27 protein-coding genes are annotated in these 22,091 nt (G+C 67.7%); 15 read left to right on the forward strand and 12 right to left on the reverse strand.

The features are described from left to right. Positions 1–153: 153 nt before the first annotated feature. Entirely contained in the window at positions 154–513 is a 360-nt protein-coding gene (locus tag ON22_RS36560; RefSeq protein WP_156052371.1) for a hypothetical protein, read from the reverse strand. 99 nt (positions 514–612) lie between these two features. Between ON22_RS36560 and ON22_RS05710 the strand changes: the two genes are divergently transcribed. Beyond that, positions 613–2,139, forward strand: a complete 1,527-nt coding sequence (locus ON22_RS05710) for an HNH endonuclease signature motif containing protein (protein ID WP_063820539.1) — start codon at positions 613–615, stop codon at positions 2,137–2,139. 128 nt (positions 2,140–2,267) lie between these two features. Here the strand turns inward: ON22_RS05710 and ON22_RS05715 are convergent, their stop codons facing one another. Continuing rightward, positions 2,268–3,620, reverse strand: coding sequence for a PucR family transcriptional regulator (locus ON22_RS05715; protein ID WP_156052372.1), 1,353 nt, complete (start codon positions 3,618–3,620; stop codon positions 2,268–2,270). Between the two features lie 231 nt (positions 3,621–3,851). Here ON22_RS05715 and ON22_RS05720 point away from each other — a divergent pair, with 231 nt between their 5' ends. Next, positions 3,852–4,631 carry a MerR family transcriptional regulator gene (locus ON22_RS05720; protein WP_033246040.1) on the forward strand — a complete coding sequence of 260 codons (780 nt, stop codon included), beginning with the start codon at positions 3,852–3,854 and terminating at the stop codon, positions 4,629–4,631. 8 nt (positions 4,632–4,639) lie between these two features. Next, positions 4,640–5,425: an adenylate/guanylate cyclase domain-containing protein gene (locus ON22_RS05725; RefSeq protein ID WP_033245934.1), complete on the forward strand. Its 786-nt coding sequence runs from the start codon at positions 4,640–4,642 to the stop codon at positions 5,423–5,425. 53 nt (positions 5,426–5,478) lie between these two features. Here the strand turns inward: ON22_RS05725 and ON22_RS05730 are convergent, their stop codons facing one another. Beyond that, on the reverse strand, positions 5,479–6,438 hold the full coding sequence (locus tag ON22_RS05730) for a zinc-binding dehydrogenase (RefSeq protein ID WP_033245935.1): 960 nt from the start codon (positions 6,436–6,438) through the stop codon (positions 5,479–5,481). A gap of 99 nt (positions 6,439–6,537) precedes the next feature. On the opposite strand from ON22_RS05730, the gene ON22_RS05735 reads away from it, so the two are divergent. From ON22_RS05735 to ON22_RS05750, 4 genes are all read left to right on the forward strand, one after another. Continuing rightward, on the forward strand, positions 6,538–7,158 hold the full coding sequence (locus tag ON22_RS05735) for a TetR/AcrR family transcriptional regulator (protein WP_033245936.1): 621 nt from the start codon (positions 6,538–6,540) through the stop codon (positions 7,156–7,158). A gap of 122 nt (positions 7,159–7,280) precedes the next feature. Then, positions 7,281–7,649, forward strand: a complete 369-nt coding sequence (locus ON22_RS05740; RefSeq protein WP_033245937.1) for an ArsR/SmtB family transcription factor — start codon at positions 7,281–7,283, stop codon at positions 7,647–7,649. Continuing rightward, on the forward strand, positions 7,646–8,758 hold the full coding sequence (gene arsB, locus ON22_RS05745) for an ACR3 family arsenite efflux transporter (RefSeq protein ID WP_033245938.1): 1,113 nt from the start codon (positions 7,646–7,648) through the stop codon (positions 8,756–8,758). The genes ON22_RS05740 and arsB overlap by 4 nt, the downstream gene beginning before the upstream one ends. Before the next feature lie 29 nt (positions 8,759–8,787). Beyond that, positions 8,788–9,189, forward strand: coding sequence for an arsenate reductase ArsC (locus tag ON22_RS05750; RefSeq protein WP_033246041.1), 402 nt, complete (start codon positions 8,788–8,790; stop codon positions 9,187–9,189). Positions 9,190–9,205: 16 nt separating this feature from the next. Here the strand turns inward: ON22_RS05750 and ON22_RS05755 are convergent, their stop codons facing one another. Beyond that, positions 9,206–9,541, reverse strand: coding sequence for a DUF3140 domain-containing protein (locus ON22_RS05755; protein WP_033245939.1), 336 nt, complete (start codon positions 9,539–9,541; stop codon positions 9,206–9,208). Between the two features lie 110 nt (positions 9,542–9,651). On the opposite strand from ON22_RS05755, the gene ON22_RS05760 reads away from it, so the two are divergent. Then, the gene (locus ON22_RS05760) at positions 9,652–9,933 is read left to right on the forward strand and encodes a hypothetical protein (RefSeq protein ID WP_033245940.1); all 282 of its coding nucleotides are present in this window, start codon (positions 9,652–9,654) and stop codon (positions 9,931–9,933) included. 11 nt (positions 9,934–9,944) lie between these two features. Here the strand turns inward: ON22_RS05760 and ON22_RS05765 are convergent, their stop codons facing one another. Further along, a complete protein-coding gene (locus ON22_RS05765) occupies positions 9,945–10,643 on the reverse strand; it encodes a dienelactone hydrolase family protein (RefSeq protein ID WP_197039709.1) in 699 nt (232 codons plus the stop codon). Between the two features lie 127 nt (positions 10,644–10,770). Then, positions 10,771–11,265, reverse strand: a complete 495-nt coding sequence (locus tag ON22_RS05770; RefSeq protein WP_033245941.1) for an ArsI/CadI family heavy metal resistance metalloenzyme — start codon at positions 11,263–11,265, stop codon at positions 10,771–10,773. Between the two features lie 97 nt (positions 11,266–11,362). Between ON22_RS05770 and ON22_RS05775 the strand changes: the two genes are divergently transcribed. Continuing rightward, entirely contained in the window at positions 11,363–11,722 is a 360-nt protein-coding gene (locus tag ON22_RS05775) for an Rv2640c family ArsR-like transcriptional regulator (protein WP_033245942.1), read from the forward strand. Positions 11,723–11,740: 18 nt separating this feature from the next. Here ON22_RS05775 and ON22_RS05780 read toward each other — a convergent pair whose 3' ends face one another. Further along, entirely contained in the window at positions 11,741–12,568 is an 828-nt protein-coding gene (locus ON22_RS05780; RefSeq protein WP_033245943.1) for an SDR family oxidoreductase, read from the reverse strand. 88 nt (positions 12,569–12,656) lie between these two features. On the opposite strand from ON22_RS05780, the gene ON22_RS05785 reads away from it, so the two are divergent. The 3 genes from ON22_RS05785 to ON22_RS05795 all read left to right on the forward strand — a co-directional run bounded on the left by ON22_RS05785 (position 12,657) and on the right by ON22_RS05795 (position 14,696). Next, positions 12,657–13,058, forward strand: coding sequence for a winged helix-turn-helix transcriptional regulator (locus tag ON22_RS05785; protein WP_051157194.1), 402 nt, complete (start codon positions 12,657–12,659; stop codon positions 13,056–13,058). Positions 13,059–13,122: 64 nt separating this feature from the next. Further along, positions 13,123–13,830, forward strand: a complete 708-nt coding sequence (locus tag ON22_RS05790; RefSeq protein WP_033245945.1) for a DUF6597 domain-containing transcriptional factor — start codon at positions 13,123–13,125, stop codon at positions 13,828–13,830. Positions 13,831–13,841: 11 nt separating this feature from the next. Beyond that, positions 13,842–14,696 (forward strand): hypothetical protein, encoded by an 855-nt coding sequence (locus ON22_RS05795; protein WP_033245946.1) that lies wholly within the window; start codon positions 13,842–13,844, stop codon positions 14,694–14,696. Positions 14,697–14,711: 15 nt separating this feature from the next. Here ON22_RS05795 and ON22_RS05800 read toward each other — a convergent pair whose 3' ends face one another. From ON22_RS05800 to ON22_RS05810, 3 genes are all read right to left on the reverse strand, one after another. Then, positions 14,712–15,869 (reverse strand): RNA polymerase sigma factor, encoded by a 1,158-nt coding sequence (locus tag ON22_RS05800; RefSeq protein ID WP_033245947.1) that lies wholly within the window; start codon positions 15,867–15,869, stop codon positions 14,712–14,714. Further along, entirely contained in the window at positions 15,869–16,276 is a 408-nt protein-coding gene (locus ON22_RS05805) for a YciI family protein (RefSeq protein ID WP_033245948.1), read from the reverse strand. Before ON22_RS05805 ends, ON22_RS05800 begins: the two co-directional genes overlap by 1 nt. Positions 16,277–16,404: 128 nt before the next feature. Continuing rightward, entirely contained in the window at positions 16,405–17,058 is a 654-nt protein-coding gene (locus tag ON22_RS05810; RefSeq protein WP_033245949.1) for an AIM24 family protein, read from the reverse strand. Between the two features lie 443 nt (positions 17,059–17,501). Between ON22_RS05810 and ON22_RS05815 the strand changes: the two genes are divergently transcribed. After that, positions 17,502–18,305: an SDR family oxidoreductase gene (locus tag ON22_RS05815; protein WP_033245950.1), complete on the forward strand. Its 804-nt coding sequence runs from the start codon at positions 17,502–17,504 to the stop codon at positions 18,303–18,305. An 8-nt stretch (positions 18,306–18,313) separates the two neighbouring features. After that, complete coding sequence (locus ON22_RS05820; protein WP_043739873.1) at positions 18,314–19,141, forward strand: DUF72 domain-containing protein; 828 nt, start codon at positions 18,314–18,316, stop codon at positions 19,139–19,141. A gap of 22 nt (positions 19,142–19,163) precedes the next feature. Here the strand turns inward: ON22_RS05820 and ON22_RS05825 are convergent, their stop codons facing one another. Then, complete coding sequence (locus ON22_RS05825) at positions 19,164–19,553, reverse strand: DUF4345 family protein (protein WP_033246043.1); 390 nt, start codon at positions 19,551–19,553, stop codon at positions 19,164–19,166. A 174-nt stretch (positions 19,554–19,727) separates the two neighbouring features. Between ON22_RS05825 and ON22_RS05830 the strand changes: the two genes are divergently transcribed. Then, the gene (locus ON22_RS05830; RefSeq protein ID WP_033245952.1) at positions 19,728–21,683 is read left to right on the forward strand and encodes a GMC family oxidoreductase; all 1,956 of its coding nucleotides are present in this window, start codon (positions 19,728–19,730) and stop codon (positions 21,681–21,683) included. A 29-nt stretch (positions 21,684–21,712) separates the two neighbouring features. Here the strand turns inward: ON22_RS05830 and ON22_RS05835 are convergent, their stop codons facing one another. Further along, positions 21,713–22,090: a DUF742 domain-containing protein gene (locus tag ON22_RS05835; protein ID WP_033245953.1), complete on the reverse strand. Its 378-nt coding sequence runs from the start codon at positions 22,088–22,090 to the stop codon at positions 21,713–21,715. Between the last annotated feature and the right edge of the window lies 1 nt (position 22,091).

Consider the following 22,091-nt stretch of genomic DNA (forward strand, 5'->3'; position numbering starts at 1 on the left):
TTCGCGCTCGGCTTCGGGCCGCTGTTCGCGCAGCGGCCCGAGCCGACCGCCGAAAATCGGTCGCTGTCGCTGACCACCGCATACCGCGGGGCACCACTCGGTCGGACCGGATCAGATGACGCCCAATTGGTGCGACGCGGCTGGCTGATCAAGCTAATTGTCACCCGATAGAGAGCGTTTCACAGCGCGTAGCCGCTGCCCTTTTATCGGCGGCCGAGGACTTCCACGGTAGGTGGGATCGAGTGGAAGGAGTCTGACTCGGTGTCCTTCATGGGTGTGATGGACGACCTCGAACTCGGTGATCGTGCCGACGGCCGGCCATTGCTCCGGAGCGTCCGGAAGATGGAGTACATCCACGAATCCCCACGGCGGCGTGCCCGTGCCCAAGTCGACAAATAACCCTATGACGCCGGGCTTCGGGATACTCGCGACCGTGCCGGTCAGGTGCTGGCCGACCGGGTAGGCCTTGCGAGCGATTTCGAGATTCAGTTCGGTCGGGTCATGGTCGGTCATCGTTCGAGCATTTCAAGCAGTTGAGCATCCAGCTGTCAACCCTGTTGCTCGGTCTCGGATTGCGTTATAGTTCGAACATGCTTTCGGGGGGAGGTATTCATGCGGCAGGCAACCGAGACGTTACGTACAGCGGTGGTCGATCTGTACGAGCTACCACTCAACTCACTCTCGGATGACGAGCTCGTCGCCGCGATGCAGAATGTGGAACGGTGCACCCGAATGCTGACCGCCGTGCAGCATCGCCTGTTGGTCGAAGCTCAGCAGCGATCGCTGCCCGCGCGGTTCGGCGTGAAATCGCTGAAGAAGTTTCTGATGCAAACCCTGCGGTTGGCCGGCGCCGATGCCGGTGCCCGGGTCAATCAAGCGGCCTGGGTCGCGACCTTTCACGATATGGCCGGTGAACCCATCACCCCTCGATTGCCGCATACCGCAGCAACATTGGCATCGGGCGAAATTTCCGCCGACCACGCCCGCGGTATCGCCGCGGTGATGAATCGGGTGCCGCACGGCGCCTCCGCCGAAGAGCGCGAAGCAGCCGAGCAGATCCTCGCCGAGTTCGCTCGCTCCGGCTCCCCCGATGATCTCGGTATGGTCGGCGACCGAATCCTCGCCCAGCTCGATCCCGACGGCCGGCTCACCACCGACACCGACCGCGCCCGCATGCGCGGCATCACGATCGGCCGGCAACGCCCGGACGGGATGAGCCCGATCCGCGGCGATATCGACCCGGTGCTGCGTGCACTGCTGGATCCGGTGCTTGCGAAATACGCTCGCCCCGGCGTATGCAATCCTGACGATCCCGGCAGCCCGCGGATAGACCCCGGTCGAACCGACGCTGCCGTGCTCGCCGAGGCCGCCGCTCGCGACCACCGCACCCCGGCGCAACGTAACCACGACGCACTCAAAGCGCTGTTCGAGTCCGGCAGTGCCACTGAAGGATTGGGCACCCACCGCGGAGTGCCGGTCGCCACGATCCTGACCGTGGCCGTCGACGATATCGAGAAGGCAGCCGGGGTCGCGACCACCGCGACCGGCGGCACCGTACCCCTGCGCGACGCGCTGATCCTGGCGGAACGGTCGCTGCCGTGGCTGGCAGTGTTCGATCACGCGGGAATGACCCTGCACCTGTGCCGTCGAAAACGACTCGCCTCGCCCGCGCAACGGCTTGCGTTGATCGCCGCGCTGAAGGGCTGTTCGCGGCCGGGTTGCGACGCTCCGGCGAGTCTGTGCGCCGTGCACCATGTCCTGGATTATCGCAAGAACGGCGCCACGGATATCACGAACCTGACCTTGGCCTGCGACTCCTGCCACGCCCTGATCCACGACGGCCCCGGCGGCTGGCGGACGGTCACCGAAGGTCCGAGGTCGCCCTATCCCGGTCGCACTGCATGGATCGCACCACCGCATATCGATCCGGAGCAGCGTCCGCGGATCAACCACCGCCACCGCGCGGGTGAACTACTTGCAGAGGCGCTGTCGCGCATCCACATCCACGACGAACGCCGCCGTAAACAACAACGGCAGGAGCGGCGGGCGCATGCTGCGCCCCGCTCGCCGCGGCCTGAAGCCGAGCGGGTACGCGGGCGCGCTGCCTCGTTACGTCGAGGATGCCATCCGAGCGGATGAGCGTTCGTCATCGGGTTCCAGCGCGTTCGCCGCTACATTTTCGGGGACTGTGCCGACGTTGCCGCTGCTGTGTGTCCCACGGGCGCCTGAATTCGGGATGGTCGTGCGGTGGGGCGTCGACCGGCCGGCTAACCGAGGGCTCCCACGGGGGCACCGGTGGGTCCGGACGCCGGAAGAACGGCGGTGGCTTCGGAGGCAACGAGGTACTCGGAATATTCGAGATGTGCCGGTGCAGGCGAACTGGGGTCGCTGTGGGCGGTTTCGTAGGCGTTGGCGATGAGTGCAGCCTGTAGCTGCCACAGGCCTTCGGCGTCGGCGGGGTCCAGGCCGGTGAGGCGGGCAATGCGGCGCAATCGGTAGTCGACGGTGTTGGTGTGGACGTAGAGCGCGCGGGCGGTGCGCTGGCGGTTGCGTTCATTTGCCAGGTGCATGGTCAGGGTGTCCAGCAGCTCGGGCTGCAGGAGTAGCGGGTCCAGGGATTTCGCCAGGCGGCGCCGGGCGGGGCCGGGGCGGGTGATCTGATATTCCACGGCGAGGTCGGCCATCCCGTACAGACGGGCGGGGCGGTCCAGGCGCTGGGCGAGGTCGAGAAGTTCGTGTGCGCGCCGGGTCGCTTCGGGGATCTGGTCGCGGCGAGCGTGGACCACGGTGGCCAGCAGCGGGTCGCCCGCGGCGATCCGCAGACGCTCGAACAGCTTTGCGGTCGAAGTGCCGCCGTACGAATCCGCGGGAACCAGCACGGTGCCGCCTTCCTCGCTGAGCCGTGCCAGCGGCACACCATCGCCCATGGTCAGTTCGCCGCGCAGTCGCCGCAGCCGGCGGAGCGCGCCCACGGGATCGTGCCCATCCTCGATGGTCGCGCTCGCCGGACGGCTGAGGGTCAGCGCGAATACCGCGTATGCGTCCGCGCTTCGGAATCCACATTCGCGCGCCGTTTCCGGGGTACTCGTCCCGGCGATCAAGGCGGCTGCCAGGGCCTCCGCGCCGGCCTGGCGCATGGCAGTGTGGGCTCGCAGCTCGCGCACGTAGGCGCTGGTGAAAGTGGTGATCACACCGTCCAGAACCTCGGCCAGCCGTTGCCCTGCCACAACGAGTGCTCGGCTGTCGGGGCCGGCGGCGGGCCGGGCGAGTAGATCCAGAACGAACCGGAACCCGATATGGGTGGCGTGTTGCACGGCTTCCAGCGCCACGCCGTCGGCGGCCCAATCGGCGATCTTGTCCTGCACCGGCTCGGGTAGCCGACCGGCTGTGCGGCCTTCCAGCACCGCGGCCACCAGTTCCAGGCATCCGGCCACTACCTCGACGGCTTCGCGCCGCGCCACGCCACACGGCAGTGCTGCCCCCGGCGCGGCACCGCCGGCTTCACCGGCGAGATGGTCCAGTAACTGCTGAGATAGTCGGCGTGGCCGGGGCAGATGTGCCATTGCCGGTACCCCGGCGATCTCGAGTTCTCTGCTTGTTCGAGGGGTGTTCGTCAGCACTGACCTCGGCCTCCTTACCGCCGAACTGCAGGGGTCCCCCTGTGCCGGCTCGGTCCGCCGGCGCCCTTCTGTATCAGTAGGAACTGTAACTGTCGGTGACCTGAGCCACAACCTGCTAGGGGTTCCGTACGCTTACCCAGGTAAACCCGCAGTGGAAACCACCATCTACTGAGACAGTAGGGCTAAGATTGCCGAACCTATGGCTCGCAGGCGATGAGCGGGAGGATGACGATGACGCAACGTCCGCACGAGTACCGGGTCGCGGAGCTGGCCGAGGCTGCCGGGGTCGCGGTGCGGACAGTGCGCTACTACCAGGACAGGGGTCTGCTCGACGCCCCACGGCGTCAGGGACGCCACGCCGTGTACAACCAGGCCCACCTCGAACGTTTGCGACTCATCGCCGACCTGCTCGGCCGCGGCCACAGCCTCGACGGTATCGCCGACCTGCTGACGAGCGCCGAGCACGGCGGCGGAGTGTCGGAGCTGCTGGGATTCGAAACAGCGGCATCACAAACCTGGGGAGACGGGGAAGTCACCCTGGATTTCGATCAGATGCTGACGCGCTTCGGCGAACAAGCCACTCCCGAGGCCATCACCGAGGCAATCGCGCTGGGCTACCTGCGTATCGAGGAAGACCGCTTCGTCTACTCCAGTGGACGGCTACTCGAGGCCGCGACGGCCTTCGTGGCCGCCGGTATCCCGCTGCGCTCGGTCCTCGCCTTGAGTTGGGAACTGGAAGCGGCGTTCGACCGGATGGCGTTCGCCTTCGTCCGGGAATTCCGGGTCAACCTCGTCAACCCGGTATCGGAGAACCCTGCCCCCGAACGGCTGAACGAGCTCGCCGGGGCACTCGCCCAGCTCCGCCCAGCGGTCCGCCAAGTCGCCGATGAACTGCTCGCCCGAGCCATGGACCGCCGCATCCACCTCGACCTGCCCGAGGTGTCGCAGCAGTTGAGCCGGGCCGCTCACACCGAGCCGGAACCTTCCGGCGACACCATCGCGCAGCGGTAGGGAACCCGATGGTCGAATACATCCTGGCGGCGGTTGTCGTCGCCGAGGCCGCCGGCTTGATCGTGCTGTGTCGGTTGCTGGTGCGCACCCGGCACGAACTTGCCGAGACGCGGCGCCGGCCCGATACCCGGCAGCTGCTGGTCGACAGTGGCCGGGAAGCAGTCAAGACCGTATGGCAGACAGCGAGTCTCGTGCGCCGCAAAGGGTTCCGTGCGGCGGTACTCAACTCGATCGAAGACCTGGCCGGTTGGGCGCAAGTGGAACGACCGGATCTGGCGCGACTCAGCGCCGACGGCAATATCGTGATCGCCTTCTCCGATATCGAAGGGTCCACCGCGCTGAACGAACGAGTGGGCGACCGCGCCTGGGTCGCGCTGCTCGGCCGGCACGACCGGCTGATCCGCAAATACGTCGCCGCGCACAACGGGCACATCGTGAAGAGCCAGGGTGACGGTTTCATGATCGCGTTCGGCGACGCCGGGCAGGCCGTGCGCTGCGGTCTGGACGTGCAGGGCTCGATCGGCACCCTCGGCAAACCGGTGGCCGGTGTTCGAGTGCGCATCGGGATCCATATGGGGCGATCGGTCCGCCGCGGCGACGACCTGTTCGGCCGGAATGTGGCCTTGGCCGCCCGGGTCGCCGCCCAGGCGTCCGGCGGGGAGGTTCTCGTCAGCGAATCGGTGCGCGACGCCGTGGCCGATCGGCCGGGTATCGCTGTCACCGCCGCACGCGAAGCCGAACTCAAGGGGTTCCGTGGCAGTTTCCATCTCTACACGGTGGAATCGGACGACTGAAGGGTCCGATATCGAATCGGCCGGTCACGGAGTAGTTCATTGTTCCGGTGTGGCTACGGAGTCAGGACGATTCTGCCGAACACCTCGCCATCGTCCATCTTCCGGTGTGCGAGTGCGGCTTTCTCCAGGGGCAGCGATTCGTGGACGACCGCCCGCAGGTCGCCGCGACTCGCTGCGGCCCACTGGTCGAGTTGTACGGCGCGGCGGTCGGCCGGTGTGACGGTGTCCGCGCTGAAGGTCGCGAACGACAGCGATTCCACGAACGAAGCCAGCATGGTCGCGCCGAAATCCACCGGTGGAAAACCCGCGACGGCGCCGACGGCGACCATGCGGCCTTTCGGCGCGAGCTTGTCGAAGAACCCGGGCATATCCGGTCCGGAGATGATATCGAGGATGACGTCGTAGGCGATGGGGGCGTCGGCGCCTTCGCCGGAGCGGTTCAGCACATGTGTCGCGCCGAGGGCGCGGAGCCGGGCGCCGCGCTTCGCCGAGGAGGTCGTGACCGCCACGGCGCGGGCGCCGCCGCGGGCCGCCAGCTGGACCGCCATGACTCCGAGACTGCCGGCGGCGCCGCGCACCAGCACGGTCTCCCCGGGCGCGAAATGGGCATGCGCCAGGGCGAAATGGGCCACCATTCCGGAACTTCCGAGGGTGACCGCGTCGGCGGCGGACAGGTCTGCGGGTAGCGGCAGGACGTCTTCCACCGAGGCGAGGGCCTGTTCCACATAACCGCCGCCGCGGCCGGTGAACGCCCACACGCGTTTGCCGGTCCACGACGCATCGACACCCGCGCCGACTGTGGTGACGATTCCGGCGACCTCCGAGCCGGGAACATGGCCTTCCTCGATGCCGACACCGGCGACGGTGCCGCGCCGGATCATCGCGTCGACACCTCCGACACCGATCGCCTCGGTGGCTATCACCACCTGTCCCGGGCCGGGCGCGGGGGCTGGGGTCTCGATGACGGCCAGCCCGTCGGGACTGCCGAATGACTGGATGACCACTGCTTTCACTATCTCTCCTCGGTCAGGGTTCGGTCGGCGAGGAATGGCTCTTCTCGCTCGTTTCCGACGCTAACGGACGCCCCCGTCCGTTTAGCTAAAGTGAGAGTGATGCCCGATCATTTGACTCACCCACAGCGCTCCGATGCCCGGGACAACCGCGAACGCATCCTCGATGCGGCGCGTGCCCTGTTCGCCACCGAGGGGCTGAACGTGCCGATGCGGGAGATCGCGCGGCTCGCGGAGGTGGGGCCCGCCACCCTCTATCGCCATTTCCCGACCAAGGAATCCCTGGCGACCGAGGCATTCACCGACCAGATGCGTACCTGCCACACGATCGCCGACGAGGGCCTGGCCGATCCGGACCCGTGGCGCGGCTTCTGCCGCGTCATCGAGCGGACGTTCGAACTGAACGCGCACAGCCGCGGGTTCACCGAAGCCTTCATGTCGACGTTCCCGAATGCCCTGGATTTCGCCGCGAGCCGGGAGTACGCGCTGACATCGATCACCGAACTGGCACGCCGGGCGAAGGAAACCGGGCACCTGCGCCCCGATTTCGTGCTGGACGACCTGATGCTGATGCTCATGGCGCACCGAGGTATCCAACCCGGCTCGCAGGCTGCCCGCACCGCGGCTTCGCGGCGCTTCGCCGCCTTCGTGATCGAAGCATTCCGCGCCCGCCCGGAGTCCGCGCCGCTGCCGCCGGTCCCACGATTGACCCTCGTCCGATAGGGCAGCCCGGCGGCATCGAGGGGAAGTGCCGGCGGGACCGGGCGGCCGGGCGAGGGCGGCCGTGGGATAGTTCACCCGGCATTCGTTTGACTCACGGGTTTGATAGTTGTCAATATCGATGTATGTCTAATTCGCAGGTTCCGGTCGAGGGGTGCAGTCCCTCGGCCCGGATTCGGGAACCTCTGTCGGTGGATGCCTCGGTGGAGTTGGCGGCGGTGTTCAAAGCGCTGTCGGATCCCGTGCGCTTACGGTTGCTCAGCTCGATCGCGTCGCGGGCCGGGCAGGAAGCCTGCGTCTGCGATCTGTCCGAGGGCATCGAATTGAGCCAGCCGACGATCTCGCACCACCTGAAGGTGCTGCGTGGCGCCGGATTGCTGACCAGCGAGCGGCGCGCGTCCTGGGTGTACTACCGGGTGGTCCCGGAGGTGCTGCGGCGGCTCTCGGAGATTCTACTGGTGGAAAGCGGTGCGGCCGCCGAGGTGAACGCGTGAGCGCCGAGACGACCGGCAGCGCGCCGGGGGTGGTGGGGAAGCTTTCGACCCTGGACCGGTTCCTGCCGGTGTGGATCGGGGTGGCGATGGTAGCCGGGCTGCTGCTGGGCCGGCTGATACCCGGACTCGGCGACGGCCTGGCCGCGGTGGAAATCGACGGGATATCGCTGCCGATCGCGATCGGGCTGCTGATCATGATGTACCCGGTGCTGGCCAAGGTCCGCTACGACCGGCTCGACACCGTCACCGGTGACCGGAGACTACTGGCCGGGTCGCTCGTACTGAACTGGCTGCTCGGGCCCGCACTGATGTTCGCGCTGGCCTGGCTGCTGCTACCGGACCTGCCCGAATACCGCACGGGACTGATCATCGTCGGGCTGGCGCGGTGTATCGCCATGGTGATCATCTGGAACGATCTGGCCTGCGGTGACCGGGAAGCCGCCGCTGTCCTGGTGGCGCTGAACTCGGTCTTCCAGGTGCTCATGTTCGCGGTTCTGGGCTGGTTCTACCTCTCGGTGCTGCCCGGATGGCTGGGTCTGGAACAAACCACCATCGAGGCCTCGCCCTGGGAGATCGCGAAATCGGTGCTGATCTTCCTCGGGGTCCCGCTGCTGGCCGGATACCTCACCCGCCGGTTCGGGGAACGTGCGAAAGGCCGCGACTGGTACGAATCGACGCTGATCCCGCGGATCGGGCCGTGGGCCCTGTACGGGTTGCTGTTCACGATCGTGGTGCTGTTCGCCCTGCAGGGGGAGCGGATCACCGCCCAGCCCCTCGATGTCGTGCGGATCGCGGTACCGCTGCTCGCCTATTTCGCGATCATGTGGGGCGGCGGCTACCTGCTCGGCGCGCTCATGGGCCTCGGCTACGAGCGGACCACCACGCTGGCGTTCACCGCGGCGGGCAACAATTTCGAACTCGCCATCGCGGTCGCGATCGCCACCTACGGCGCTACCTCCGGTCAAGCGCTCGCCGGGGTGGTGGGCCCGCTGATCGAAGTGCCGGTGCTGGTCGGGCTGGTCTATGTGTCCCTGGCGCTACGCAACAAGTTCCGGAATTCCGGCACACCGGCCGAGGCGGGCCACCGCGACGTCGAAGTCCGGCCCTGACTCACTCCCGCATGAAAAGAGACGATTCCATGACCCCGCCCACCGTGTTGTTCGTCTGCGTCCACAATGCCGGCCGCTCCCAGATGGCCGCCGGATTCCTCACCCACCTCGCCGGGGACGCGATCGAGGTCCGTTCCGCGGGCAGCGCGCCCGCCGCCGCCCTGAATCCCGCGGCGGTTGCGGTGATGGCCGAGGCCGGCATCGATATCGCCACACAGTCGCCCAAGATTCTCACCGCGGACGCGGTGCAATCCTCCGACGTGGTGATCACCATGGGCTGCGGCGACACCTGCCCGGTCTTCCCCGGCATCAGCTACCGGGATTGGGATCTGCCGGACCCGGCGGGCAAAGGTATCGACGACGTGCGCCCGATCCGCGACGAGATCCGCGCCCGGGTCGAAGCGCTCATCGCCGAACTGCTGCCCGCCTGAACCGGCCGGAGAGCGGTCACGCCGCCTTCAGCGGGTCGTGCCCGAGGCACATCAGCCGATGCCGGAACTGCGCATCGCCGGCCACCGGTTCCAGATCGTCGCGCCGTTCCGCGGTGATCGTGGCCACCACACGGCGCATGACCGTCACATCGTCGGCGGTCAGATCGGTCCGGCGTTTGCCGAGAATCGCCAGGACCTGCCGGCCGATCTCGGGTCCGGAGCGATCCGGTTCCCGTTCGGCCACCGCGCTCGCCGCCTCGGTGCGCAACCAATCGCCGAGCTCACGCGACGACATATTGACCACCCGATGGAAATCGTCCCAGAGTTCGTCGTCCACCACTGATTCCGCCATGGGTGTCCACCTCCTACGGTCGCTTGCGGCGCGGCAGTACCCGGCTGCGCCACCGGCAAACAGGGCATGCTGCCGTGTTTCCGCGCGGACACTCGGGGCATCCGGGGCGCATGAATACCGACAGATCATCCGCAAACAGCGCCGAGCGCCGCGTTCGGACACAGGTCGACGCGGCCGATCTCCATCGACTGCTCGAGGCCGGGCCGGACAGTTGCCTCGTACTGTCCGAGGGGCGAATGCAGATCCACGAAGCGTCCCCGCGTGACGGCGACGGCCTGGTCGTCGTGACACGGGCGGACCTGATCGCTCAGCTGGGCGACAGTCCGGCGGAGAACGACCTGATCACCCAGGCCGCACTGCTCGACAGTGAGGTCCGCTCCCTCGGGGCCTGACCTCGCCCGGCTCAGGACGCCGGCCCCGTCGCCGGAGTGGTGCCGAGGTTGTCCAGGAACCAGTCCGTCGCGAGCGCGGCGACCCGGTCGAGTGCGCCGGGTTCTTCGAACAGATGCGTGGCGTCCGGCACGATCTCGAGGCGTGGGTGCACGGTCATGCGCTGCTGGGCCTCGCGGTTGAGATCGAGAACTATTTCGTCGGCGCCGCCGACGATCAGCAGGGTGGGGGTCCGGACGCGGGTGAGGGCGTCTCCCGCGATGTCCGGGCGGCCACCGCGGGAGACGACGGCGTGCACCGCGGCCGGACGCTCGGCGGCAGTGCGCAGGGCGGCCGCGGCGCCGGTGCTGGCCCCGAACAGGCCGACCGGGTTCTCGGCGGTTGTGGCCCGGTCGGCCAGCCAGTCCACGGTTGCCGCCAGCCGTCCGGACAGCAGCGGTATGTCGAATCGCAGCTCCCGGGTACTCAGGTCGCGGTGCTCTTCCTCGGCGGTGAGCAGATCGAGCAGGACGGTGCCGAGTCCGGCCCGCTCGAGCACGGCGGCCACATGCCGGTTGCGCGGACTGTGCCGGCCGCTACCGGTGCCGTGCGCGAAAACGACGATCCCGCAGTTCGGCGCGGGTAGCCGGATCCGGGCGTCGAGATGGATATCGCCGACGGGTATCCGCACTTCTTCGTCGACGAACATGCTGTTGCCGGTGGAGTCGTTCATGGTTTCCGTTCCCGTCGTACGGGTCGCCGGCGTACCGGCATATCGGGAGCGGAGTACCCGCGTCTCCTCCGGCAAACAGCTGCTCAGGCCAGGTGCGGACTGCTGAGCCCGGATCGGGGAACGGGGTTCACCGTCCGGCGGCCGGTGCGCAACAGGCGACCTCGTCCGCGTCGCCGGCGTCGGCGCTGGTGCCGCAGCATGCCTGTACCGCCGCGCGGTCGTCCGTCTCGGCGAACTCGGGCGCGGTACCGAAATGCTCTGTATCGGCGAGGACCGTATAGACCTCCCAGCGCTCGGCGTTCGGTCCGGTCACCCACACCTTGTCCTGGGTGGCGAAGCAACACGTGGTCGCGATCTGTTCCTCGGTGAACAGGCCGGCCGCCGTCAGGCGCGCTATCTCGGCGTGGACCTTGTCCGAGGACTCGACCTCCACCCCGAGATGGTTCACGCTGCCGCCCTGACCAGGATTCTCGATCAGCACCAGTTTCAGCGGCGGCTCGTCGATCGCGAAATTCGCATATCCGGGTTTGCGTTTCGCGGGTTCGGCACCGAACAGGGTCGAGTAGAACCCGACCGCCTGTTCCAGATCATCGACATTCAGAGCGAGCTGTACACGAGACATCGCAAACCTCCAGTTGTGTTACATATATCGAAAAGGTGGGCGTGGTCGAGTGTGCCACCTTTTCGACATATGTCAATACTGTAGGTAGCATCGGAATATGCCGAAAGCGCTACCCGTCATCGATACGACCGCCCCCGTCTGCTGCGCCCCCGTGGCCGCCGGTCCCATCGACGACGAGGCGGCCCTGCACGTCGCGCTCCGCCTGAAAGCGCTCGCCGATCCGGTCCGCGTCAAACTCATGTCGCTCCTGCTGGCCGACCCGGACGCCGGCGCCAACGGTGGCGACCTCGCCGCCGCGGTCGACGTGTCCGAATCCACCGTCAGTCATCACCTGACCCAGCTCCGCAAAGCCGGCCTGATCACCTCGGAACGCAACGGTATGAACGTCATCCATCGCGCCCACCGCGACGCGCTGGCCGCCCTGTGTGTGGTGCTGGATCCCAACTGCTGCCGCTGATCGCGGCGCCCGGCCCGACTACCGGAACGCCGCCGAGTTGCGTGCCGCCCACTCCGTGAAAGTGTGCGGTGCCCGGCCCAGCACCTTTTCGACATCCGGGCTGACCTGCTGTAGCGCGGGTGCCGGGCTGCCGAGCATATCCAGTGTCGATTCGACCACCGGTCCGGGCATGAACTGCACCATCCGCTCCCTTGCCTGCGCGCGCGACAGCTCGGTGAAACGCACCGGTTCGCCCAGCGCTGCGCCGAGGGCGGCGGCCTGCTGCCTGGGGGAAACGGGCTCGGGGCCGGTGAGTTCGTAGATCGAACTGTCGTGGCTGTCGTCGAGCAGGGCCGCGGCGGCCACCGCGGCGATATCGACCGGATCGATCACCGGCAGTGCGATATCGGCGAACGGTGCCGTGACCGTTCGCTCGCCGCGCACCGATTCCGCCCATTGCAGTGCATTCGAGGCGAAGTTCCCGGGGCGCAAGATCGTCCAGTCGAGACCGGAATCCCGCACCGCCGCTTCCGCGTCCGCGGGATGATTCCCGGTGCCGACCCCTTGCGAGGACAGCAGTACCACTCGGCGCCCGCCCGCACTGCGGACCGACTCCACGACCTCGCCGAGATCACCGCCCGCGCCGAGAAAATCGCCGGAAGCCAGCAGAAATACGGTATGTGCGCCCGTGAGGGCGGGAGTCAGTTCGTCCGTCCGTAGAAGGTCGGCCCGCCGATACTCGACACCGGCGGGGAAATCCGCTGCCTCCGCTGTACGTGAGACCGCCCGGACCTCCGCTCCTGCCGCGGCCAGCGCCTGTACCAGCGGTCGTCCGACATTGCCCGTCGCTCCCGTTATCACGATCATGCTTTTTCCTCTCGACTTCGGTGACGCGACGCTACTATTCGAAAGACAGTAGGTACCTAGAGGAAAGTATTGGAGGTAGAGCGCTATTGTGACCGAAACCACAGCCTGGAATCCGGACGTGGACGTCGCTCCGGAGAACGCCTGTCCCATCGCGCCGGTGGTCGATGTGGTGTTCAGCCGCTGGACCACGCCGATCCTGTGGGTGCTGCACTACCGCGGGCCGCACCGCTTCGTCGAACTTCAGCGGTCGATCACCACGATCACCCCGAAAGTGCTGACCGAACGGCTCCGGCAGCTCGAACGCGACGGGTTGATCACGCGCACTTACCATCCGGAGGTTCCGCCCCGAGTCGTCTACGAGATCAGCGAGCTGGGCAGCAGTCTGGCGCCGCTGTTCGCGGCCTTGGCCGACTGGTCGGGCAACCTCGCCGAGGTCGAGCGGGCGCGAAGCGCCTACGACACCGAACGGCAAACGCGCCGAAAGCGCTGATCACAGTCCTGACGGTCGTCCCCGCGAGTCGGAGAGTGTCCCCGGTCCCGGCTAGAGTCGAGCCGTGGGCGCTTACCGCGAGTACCGGCCGCCGGCCGGGTTGGAACCGGCGGTGGTGTGCGTGTGGGAAAGCGACGCTCTCCTCGACGGCACGCAGCGTGTCATACCGGACGGATGCGTCGATCTGGTGTGGCTCGGCCGACGCCTGCTGGTGGTCGGCGCCGATACCGGGCCGATGACGTGGGCGGCGGTCGGCGAACGCGCCGGGGGGCTCCGATTGCGGCCCGGAGTAGCCGGTCGTGTTCTCGGCGTGCCCGCCGACCAGGTCCGGGATCGGCAGCTGCCGCTGTCCGATATCTGGCCCGCAGTGGCGGAGTGGCCCGACCGCCCCGAAACCGCGGACCCGGCAGCACGGCTGCGGCTGCTGACCGAGGCCGTGCTGCACCGCAAGGCCGAACCGGACCCGCTGGTCGGTGCGGCCGTACGCAGGTTGGGGGTTCCGCGCGCCCGGGTCGCGGCCGTGGCGGCCGACCTGGGGGTCAGTGAGCGTCAGCTGAACCGGCGGGTCACGGCGGCCGTCGGGTACGGGCCGAAGTTCCTGGCCCGTGTCGCCCGGCTGCGCCGGCTGGTCGCCGCAGACGGGGAATCGCTGGCCGAACGCGCCTACGCGGCGGGCTACGCCGGCCAGGCGCATATGACCGACGAAGTACGGCATCTCACCGGCCTCACCCCTGTCCGATTTCTGGAAGACGCCACACTCACAGCTGCCTAACCTCCGGGTGCATGAGCATCGACCTCGCAGCAGCCCGGCAGTACATCGAGTCCAGCGCCCGTGTCCTGGAACGGCACCGGCTCGCCGTACTCCTCGACGACGGCCCCGTCGAACCCGTCCGCACCGCGCTCGCCGCCTACCGCAACTCCGACGGTGGATTCGGGCACGCACTGGAACCCGATGTGCGCTGTCCCGGCAGCCAGCCGTCGGCGGCACTGTCCGCGCTGGAAATACTCGCCGAACTGGATGCGGCCGCAGATCCGATGGTCACCGGGCTGGCCGACTGGATCGCCGGTATCGCCGACCCGGACGGCGGTGTGCCGACCGTCCTGCCGTCGGCTACCGGCCACCCGCACGCCCCGTGGATGGCGCCGGACCCGGAGGCCGGATTCCTCACCTACGCCCTCGCCGCCGGCCTGTGGCGGCTCAGAGTGCAACATCCATGGCTCGACAAGGCGACAACATGGTGCTGGAACCGGATCGACGCCGCTGAAGCCCCCGCCGGTTACACCGTGAAATTCGCGCTGCAATTCCTCGACGCCGTACCCGACCCCGTCCGCGCCGCCGCGGCCGTCGAACGCTTCCGGTCCGCGATCCGCGACGACGGTACGGTCCCGGTCGAAGGCGGTGTCGAAAATGAGCAGATCGGCCCACTCACGCTGTCCCCGCGTCCGGCGACACCGAGCCGGGCGTTGTTCGACGAACCAACGATCGCCGCGGATCTGGACCGGCTCGAGCGCGAGCAATTGGACGACGGCGGCTGGGATTTCGACTTCCTGCACTTCACGCCCGGCCAGACCGTGGAATGGCGCGGCGTGGTAACCCTGGGCAATATCGGCACGCTCCGCGAACACGGCAGAATCTGATACGGGAACAGGTGTTCAGCTCCCGTCATGCCGAAGGCGCTGATGGAGGGTGGCGGCGCGGAGTGTGAGGTGGTTGCGTTCGGCGAGGTTCTGCGCTCGGTCGGCGGCCTGCACATAGAGTTGCGCCGCGGTGGCGGTATCGCCGGCCCGTTCGTGGAGGTAGGCGGCGGATGCGGTGTAGCGGGGGAGTTCGGCGAGCGCCGCGAGACCCGCCTGCGGGCCGTCGGCCTCGCCGACGGCCACCGCGCGGTTGAGGCGGGCGATCGGGCTGCCGGTGATCCCGACCAGGTCGTCGTACCATTCGACGATCTGCACCCAATCGGTCTCCTCCGCTGTGTGCGCATCGGCGTGCAGTGCCGCGATCGCCGCCTGCGCCTGGTACTCGCCGAGCCGGTCGCGGGCCAGGGCCGCCTGCAGGATGGTCACGCCCTCGGCGATCAGGTCGCGGCGCCACAGCTCGCGATCCTGTTCGGCCAGTGGCACCAGGCTGCCGTCCGCGCGGGTGCGGGCCGGGCGCCGGGCATGGTGCAGCAGGAACAGGGCGAGCAGGCCCGCGACCTCCGGGTCGCCGGTGGTCGCGGTGAGCTGCCGGGCCAGCCGGATCGCCTCCGCGGCCAGGTCGATATCGCCGCTGTATCCCTCGTTGAACACCAGGTAGAGCACCCGCAGCACCGTGCGCAGATCCCCGGGAGTGTCCAGCCGGGCCTTGCTCACGGTGCGTTTGGCCCGGCTGATCCGCTGCGCCATGGTGGCTTCGGGGACGAGGTAGGCCTGCGCGATCTGGCGGGTGGTGAGACCGCCGACGGCCCGCAGCGTCAACGCCACCGCTGAGGTGGGTGTGAGGCTCGGATGCGCGCACAGGAAATACAACCGCAGCGTTTCGTCCTCCGGCGCGGCCGGTCCCGCCGCCGGCTCCTCGGAAACGCGCAGCTCACGGTTGCGGCGTGCGGATTCGGAGCGGGCCAGATCCACGAAACACCGCCACGCCGTGGTGATCAGCCAGCCCTTGGGATCGTCGGGCTGCTGCCGCGGCCAGGTATCGACGGCCCGCAGCAGCGCCTCCTGCACGGCGTCCTCGGCGGTCGCGAAATCCGCCCCGCGATGGACGAGGGCCGCCAGGACACCGGGGATCAGGTCCCGCAGCCGGCCCGCGTCCAGCGCGTCGGCGGTCATCACTCGGTGACGGTCGGCGGTGCGGTCAGGAACGGGCGCACCTCGAGCCATTCGTGGATCGGTTTCCCGCCCGCGCCGGGCGCCGCGGACAACTCGCCGGCCAGTTCGACGGCGCGGTCGTAGGAGTCGACGTCGATGATCATCCAGCCCGCGATCAGATCCTTGGTCTCTGCGAACGGGCCGTCGGTCACCGGCGGTTTCCCCTCACCGTCGTAGCGGACCCACGCGCCCTCTGGTGCGAGAGCCTGACCGTCGACGAACTCGCCGGTGCTCTCCAAACGGTCCGCGAAATCTTGCATGTACTGCATATGCGCCTCGATCTCGGCCGGTGTCCACCGGTCCATCGGCACATCGTTGACCGCCGCCGGAGCGCCGCGGTAATGCTTGAGGAGCAGGTACTTCGCCATGGGATTCTCCCTTCGGATGTCCGACCCTGGTTGGTCGATCACACCTGGGACGGAGCCGTTACGACGTTCTCGACATCCACGCCGGAAATTTCCGGAACTTTTTTCCGCAGGGCTGTGTGGGCGCGCGATCAGGCTTCGCTGGGCTGCACGATCACGAACCCTTCACCGTCGAGACGGAGCTGGAACGCCTCGCCCGAGCCGCCACGCACCATCGAACCGAAAGTTTGCGACCGGTTCAACGAGGTCTGCAACTGCGCGCTCCACCCGACCACCGCATCGGTGTCCACGAAAACCGGCGCCTGCGGATGCACCGGAATGATGATCGGCGTCCCCGCGCACACCAGCCCGAGCCGCCCCTGCCCGGTGAATACACAGTTGAACAGTCCGCCACCGGCCATCCCGACGCCCTGCACCATCCGGATGTCGTACTGCAGGCTCGAATCGAACACCAGAATATTGCGGCCGTTGATGGTGAGCGCATCGCCGGGCACCAGATCGACCAGGAAACAGTTCCGGTCGAAATGCGCGAACCATGCCTCCCCTTGACCCCGCACCGCCATCAGCGGCACCCCCTCGCCCGTGAGCGCCCGCTGCAGAAACTTCCCGACCCCCTGCCCCTTCTTCTCGAACTGCAGGCTCCCGCGGAACGCAACCATCGAACCCTGCCGCGCGAGACATTCGCCGTTCACGGCGTACTTCAATGCTTTCGCACTCTGCGCGGTCAACCCGGGCGCGGTCGCGGGCTGGGCCATGTTCTCGTTGGCGAAGATCTCACTCTGCATACCGCGATCCTGCCGTACCCGCCCCCGCTTCGTGCCAGGAACACCGGTGACCTGCCGTCGGACAGCCCCGCGGCCCGGTCGATTGTTCGAGCCAGTTCTTGCGCCGGAAGTACAGCCCCACCCGCAGCTGGTTTTCGGCTGATCTGTGTGCGTGAGTAACGAATTCGTATCGGTGATCGAAAAGCTCAGCAGCGCACATCTTTAGGAGTGTGACGCCTGGTCGGAGGGTAATCGGTAGATGGACGCCCTCCGGCGACCGAGTTCGACGATCGAAGAGAGACCGATATGCCTGGCTTCCTGAAGTACATCATCTTTCTCAACATGCTGGGCGTGCTCGGCGGGTATTCCACCTGGTGATCCGTGGGGCGGACCGCCGATCGGTTAGATTGGCGGTTCTGCCCGGCTCCTTGCCGGGCGCCCGGATTGTCGAGGATAGGGGTCGTATGGCGAAGACCGCGCTGGTGACGGGGGCGTCGTCGGGGATCGGGCGGGCGACTGCCGCGCTGCTGGTGGACCAGGGCTATCGCGTGATCGGGACAAGCCGGAATCCGGATTCGCTCGCGGCGTCGGCGCGGGTTCCGGGGGTGGAGTATCGCGCGCTCGACCTCACCGATCCGGCCGGTATCGAGCGGTTCGGGCATGCGCTCGGACCGGTGGATGTGCTGGTGAACAATGCGGGGGAGAGCCAGTCGGGTCCGATCGAGGAGCTGCCGCACGACGCCGTCACCCGGATATTCCAGTTGAACGTTTTCGGGGCGGTCCAGCTGACGCAGCTGGTTCTGCCGGGAATGCGGGAGCGCGGGTACGGGCGGATCATCATGGTCGGGTCGATGCTGGCGAGTTTCCCGCTGGCCTATCGGTCCTCGTATGTGGCGACGAAGGCGGCGATCAAGGGTTTCGCGGACGCGGCACGGTTGGAGACGGCGCCGTTCGGGGTGTGGATCAGTACCGTCGAACCCGGTTCGATCGCGACCGGAATCGGGGAGCGGCGTACCGAATACATTGCCGCGGATTCGGTATATGCGGTGGATTTCGCGACGATGATCAGCAATCTGGACCGTAACGAGCGGGCCGGGACGAGCCCGGAAGAAGTGGCGCGCACCATCCTGCGCGCGATTTCCGCGGCGCAACCGAAACCGTTGTACGCCAAGGGCAGCCGGGCGCCGATCGTGTTCTTGCTGCGGCGGCTGGTGCCGGCGGCGGTGATCGAGAAGGTCGTCGCACGGATGCACGGATTGAAGCGCTGAGGGCGGATATGCGTTTATCCGTGGGCTGCGCCATGTGGACACATACCGCGTGGCCGGCGACGGGTGACAAACTGCGCAGCTACGCGAGCTGGTGCGATGCGGTGGAAGGCAACACCACCTTCTACGCGGTACCGGCTCGTCGGACCGTGGAGACCTGGGCACAGCAGACCGCCCCGGATTTCCGGTTCGTGATCAAACTGCCCAAAACCGTCACTCACGAGCGCCGGCTCTCGGGTGTGGACGCCGAGTTGAACGATTTCCTGCACACCATGGAGCCGCTCGGGACCCGGATGCACGCGCTGTGGATCCAGCTGCCCGGTACATTCGGGCCGAGCGAGCTCGGGTCGCTGGCCGGATTCGTCCGGAAGGTCCCGGCCGGGCTGCGGGTGGCGGTGGAGGTGCGGCATCCGGCGTTCTTCACCGACGACGATGCGGCGAACCAGCTCGAACGAGTACTGGGCGGGGCGGGGGCGGAGTGGGTGCCCTTCGATACCACCGTCCTGTTCGCGGCGCGGCCGGCGAGTTCGGCGGAACACGAGGCACAGTCGAAGAAGCCGCGATTGCCGCGGCGGATGCGGGCACTCACCCGGACCCCGATCGTGCGGTATCACGGTCGCGACGATCCCGAGTCGACGGTGGCCGGCTGGCGGCCCTGGGTGGAGCAGACGGTCGAATGGTTGCGGGAGGGGCGTTCACCGACGGTCTTCCTGCATACCCCGGACAATGCGTCCTCCCGGGATCTGGCGCGCCGTTTCCACGATGACGTCCGCGTCCATGTCCCGGACCTCGTACCGCTGCCCGATCCCGCCGAAACCGAACCGATGACCCTGTTCTGACGGCGCTGCCGGCCATCCCGTTTCAGTTCACCGTGAGCAGTGCCGCGGCCGCGAGCGTCTCGACCCAGAAGTAGAACCAGACCGGATAGAACGCGGCCGGCGAGTCCAGGACCCGCGAAACCACCCGGCCCGCCGCCATCCCGGCCAGCGCCACCGCGACCGCGATTACCACGCCCCGCCCGAGTTCGCCGGGCGTCGTCGCCGACCAGAACAGCACGGCGGCAACCGCCAGACCGAACCCGCCGTACACCGCCCGTACTTCGGAGCGCCCCGGCGCGGTGCCGGCGGTGATACCGAAGGGCCGCACGAGCCGCGCGGGCGCGGCGAGGGCGTAGAGACCCATTCCCGTGAAGAAAATCCCCGCCGCCGTCAGAACCACTGTTCGCACTACGCCTCCTTGGATTGCTTCCATCGCTCGATCATCGAGCACCGGCGGTGTGGGCGCTTCCGGAAACATGCGGTGACGCACACGGAGAAGTGAACAATTGTTCTAGACCAGAGAGCGGTTATATAGCGGGGTATTGCTTTATAAGTGAGCGAATATTCGCACACCGTGGTAGAAATCGGCTGTAGCGAAGGGACAACCATGCAACCGACCGACAAACAGCGCGCCGCGCTGGAGATGATCTGCGATACGTTCCTGCCCGGGGACGGCCTGACCCTGCCCTCGGCGTCCGAATTGGGCGTTGTGGACACGGTGCTGGCACTGCTGGCGCGCAACCCGCGGGAAGCCGAGACCAAGCAGCTGGCGATGCTGCTGGACCTGTGGGACGGTCCGGTCACCGGACTGCTCGCCGGATGGGGGCCGCGGCGGTATTCGAAACTGTCGCAGCAGGACCGGGAGAAGGCGCTGCTGCGGCTCGGCGCATCCCGGCTCGGTGCCGTGCGCGCGGTATTCCAAGCTCTGAAGCAGGCGTCGCTGCTGGCATACAACGTCACCCCGGGGCCGACGGGAGTCAACCCTCTGTGGAAACACCTGGGCTACGACGCGATTCCCGGCCCCTTGGCAAATGCGCCACAGCCCGCGCTTGCACCGCAGCGCATCACCGAACCGACGAGCCTCACCTGTGATGTCGTGATCGTCGGCTCCGGTGCCGGTGGTGGGACCGCTGCCGGCGTGCTCGCCGAGGCGGGTCTCGATGTGATCGTCCTCGAACGCGGCGAGTACTACGACGACAAGGATTTCGGCGGTGGTGAACTCGCCGGGCAGCAGCTGCTGTATTCGCCCGGGCCGCTGGCATCCAGCGAAGGCCAGCTCGCGCTGGTCGCGGGCTCCTGTCTCGGCGGCGGCACGGTGGTGAACTGGAGTACCTCGCTGCCCACTCCCGACAGTGTCCGCGACGAATGGGCCGCGGTCGGCGCCCAGCAGTTCGCCGACGCCGAGTTCACCGAATCGCTGGAGACGGTATTGCGTCGGCTCGGGGTGAACGAGCGGCGCTCCACCCCGCTTGCGCGGGACAACATTTTGGAGCGCGGCGCGCGTGCGCTCGGCTGGCCCGTCGACCCCCTGCCGCGCAATGTGACCGATGCCTGCGATGCCGGTATCGAATGCGGCCGGTGCGGTAGCGGCTGCCGGTTGGGGGCCAAACAGTCGGTGACCAAGACCTGGCTGGCCGATGCCGCGGCCCGCGGCGCCCGGTTGATCGTGGACGCGAATGTTCGCCGGATCTCGGTGCGCGACAATATAGCCGAAGCGGTGACCGTGCGTACCTCGGCGGGCGTGGAATTCGAAGTCCGCGCGCGAGCGGTGGTGGTGGCCGCGGGCGCGATCCAGACGCCCGCACTGCTGCGCCGGTCGGGGCTGGGTAACAAGAACATCGGCCGTTACCTGCGGTTGCATCCGGCGGCGGCGGTTTTCGGCCTGTTCGACGAAGAGGTGCGGCCCTGGGAAGGCGGTCTGCAGACCCGGATCTGCCGGCAGCACGCCGATCTCGACGGAAACGGTTACGGCGTGATCTACGAGACCGGCCCGCTGGCACCCGGCTCGTCCACCGGATTCATGAGCTGGCAGGGTTCGGCGGATCATCGCCGCGTCATGCAGGATTTCGCGCGCACCAACGCCGTCGGCATCATCACCCGCGACCGCGACTCCGGTGCGGTGAAGGTGGATCGGGACGGTGAACCCACCGTGGACTACCGGATCTCCGATTACGATGCCGCTCACCTGCACACCGGTATCGAGGGCGCGGCCAGGATCCTCGAAGCCGCGGGCGCCACCCGGATCTTCTCCGGACACCAAGCGGGTGTCTCCTACGAACCGGGCGTTCGTGGTTCGCTCGCCGAGTTCTCGGCCGCCGCCGAGGCCGCCGGATACGGTCCGGGACGCTGCACGATGGGCGCCCTGCACATCATGGGGTCGGCCCGGATGGGCGGCTCGGCGGAGAACTCCGCAACCGACCCAGACGGTGCCACCTGGGATGTGAAGAATATCGTCGTCGCCGACGCGTCCTGCTTCCCGACCTCTTCGGGTGTGAACCCGATGGTGACGATCGAGGCCATCGCGCATATGAACGCCACACGCCTCGCGGCCCGGCTGGGCTGACCGCGGGCGCGGGAGGTCCGGCCCGATGGTCAGACCTCCCGCAGGCTGCGCGCGATGCTGTGCAGCAGACCGATATCCCGGGCGGGATCTATCGTGGTTTCGAACGGCGGCCGGACCTCCAGCCGGCCGTCGTCGATCAGATCCGCGACGAGCACCTTCGCCATCGCCAGCGGAAGCTGCAACTGCGCCGATATCTCCGCCACCGACTGCGCGGTCCGGCACAGCCGGATGATATCGACGTACTCGGGTTCGGTGCGCTGCGGCGCCAGCCCGGCACCGCGGTCCACCACCCTGGTGTCCAGGGTGAGCTCCCGGCGCCCCGTGCCGCCCCGCCCGCGGGTCACCGCGAAGAGGCGCACGATGGGACCGTCGTCGTCCTCGTCCCAGTGATCCTCGGGCCCGTACACG

Source organism: Nocardia carnea NBRC 14403 (assembly GCF_000308515.1).
Classification (GTDB): Bacteria; Actinomycetota; Actinomycetes; order Mycobacteriales; family Mycobacteriaceae; genus Nocardia; species Nocardia carnea.